This is a genomic window from Prevotella brunnea, from assembly GCF_008016795.1.
Classification (GTDB): Bacteria; Bacteroidota; Bacteroidia; order Bacteroidales; family Bacteroidaceae; genus Prevotella; species Prevotella brunnea.
Map to the genome: position 1 here is coordinate 1 of NZ_SDIK01000090.1, position 1,426 is coordinate 1,426.

The window sequence follows — 1,426 nt, forward strand, 5'->3', positions numbered from 1 at the left end:
GAGTTCTTGAGGAACGACTATTTACGCGAGTTCGGGATAAGAAAATCTTTAGAAAAGTTCCAATTGCCTTGATTTCTCTACGTGTACCGGCAGTGCCTCCGGCTTATTGTCAAAGAAACAATAGGCTGTAAGAGCAGAACATAAGTTCATGATGAAATTATGTATTGATCGGTGCCGTGAATGTACAAGGTTAGCCTTGTTCTTTAGCAACTCGTTGATACATTCGATGATGTATCTCTTTCTAAGCATGATTCTGTCATACATAGTCGTTCCTCAAAAGCTCGACTTACAACCAACAGATGGTATTGGATAACACCTTTGTTTCGTTAAAGTTGGAACCCACTCCTTGAATACTCCATTTTATCATGGTTCGAATAAGGCACAAAAGAAACCGCATGGCTCTTTTGAAGTTGAATGCAGCCGCAGCGAGCATCACGTTGATGGCATCACCCAAGAGACCCTTGTAGAAGTTCCTCCCCAATCGATGCTCTGCCTTGCAGTGCCCTATGACAGACTCTATTCCTGCTCTCTTGCGGAAGAACCTTTGTTTTTTCTTTTTCTTGTGTGGCGAGTCGCTTGCCTTGGGAACGCCGGGTATCATGATGTTCGTCTCTCCGCACGTTTCCTGCCCGCGATACCCTCTGTCCCCCGCGAGTCTTTTGATTTTCCTGCCACGGAAACGCTGCACAAGCTTAAGTCTCTTGATTTCCCTGGCATAGCTTTGGCGCACTTTGAGATGCTCTGCATGAGCCACGTCGCGGCAGAAACCGATGATTTTATTCAGGAGTTTCGATTCGGTGGGGAACGTGACGTTCTTCTCCTGCACGGTAGAGTCGATAAAGGCTGTCTGCTCGGTGTCGGACTTGCGTCCACGACCGTCCTTGCCGTCATTTCTGTTTTCATTCTCTTTCCGCTTGTCGTCAAGCAGCAGATTTACCCGGATGCTCTCCTTGAGAATCAACTCCATACCCGCTTCGCCAATGCGATGGCGGAACTCCACGAGTTCCGTCGGTACGCAAGGTTTGGCGATGGTGAAGGATTCCATTCCGCAAAAATACTGGTAGTAGGCGTTCTCCGAGAACTGTTCCACGACGCTCTCGTCCGAGACGTTGCGAATATGCTTCAGCACTATAAGACCGACCATCAGGCGGATAGGCTTGGCCATGCGTCCGTTGTCCTTACAGTACAAGGGGGCAAAGGAACGCTCAAAGGTTTCCCAATTTATCAGATTGGCAAGTTTATACATTGGATGGGTGGGATTGAGCATGGATGCCAAGTCCCAAAACATTGATACCTGATGGGTGTTGGATGGAGATTTATACATTGTTGATTTGCAAGATTTTACCATGAAAGATACAAAAACTTGTAGATATATACAAATAATAGAAAGGTTATTTTATTGATAATCAATTATTACTGTCCGCTA

At 46.1% G+C, this 1,426-nt stretch carries 1 protein-coding gene and 1 pseudogene; both read right to left on the reverse strand.

What is annotated here, in order from left to right:
• Positions 1-48: 48 nt before the first annotated feature.
• Positions 49-264: pseudogene (locus ETF27_RS10240) on the reverse strand (transposase); the annotation flags it as partial.
• A 22-nt stretch (positions 265-286) separates the two neighbouring features.
• The gene (locus ETF27_RS10245; RefSeq protein ID WP_147785798.1) at positions 287-1,324 is read right to left on the reverse strand and encodes a transposase; all 1,038 of its coding nucleotides are present in this window, start codon (positions 1,322-1,324) and stop codon (positions 287-289) included.
• Positions 1,325-1,426: the final 102 nt, after the last annotated feature.

Coding starts and splice junctions, on each gene's coding strand:
- ETF27_RS10245 (WP_147785798.1), bottom strand. CDS start 1,324: ATGTATAAATCTCCATCCAACACCCATCAGGTATCAATGTTTTGGGAC.